The organism is Klebsiella sp. 141198, assembly GCF_050600785.1.
In the GTDB taxonomy this organism is placed as follows: Bacteria; Pseudomonadota; Gammaproteobacteria; order Enterobacterales; family Enterobacteriaceae; genus Klebsiella; species Klebsiella aerogenes.
This window is the reverse complement of the sequence record NZ_JAQIRM010000034.1, coordinates 1-203: the sequence shown is the minus strand read 5'-3', so window position 1 is coordinate 203 and position 203 is coordinate 1. Positions and strand designations below refer to the sequence as shown.

Sequence of the window (203 nt, the reverse complement as noted above, 5' to 3'; positions counted from 1 at the left end):
GTCCGACCAGGATTAGCTAACCTTCGTGCTCCTCCGTTACTCTTTGGGAGGAGACCGCCCCAGTCAAACTACCCACCAGACACTGTCCGCAACCCCGATTAGGGGCCAACGTTAGAACATCAAACATTAAAGGGTGGTATTTCAAGGTTGGCTCCACGCAGACTGGCGTCCACGCTTCAAAGCCTCCCACCTATCCTACACAT

1 rRNA gene is annotated in these 203 nt (G+C 53.7%); it reads right to left on the bottom strand.

Annotated elements, in window-relative coordinates:
- Positions 1 to 203, bottom strand: a 23S ribosomal RNA gene (locus PGR10_RS25455); the annotation flags it as partial.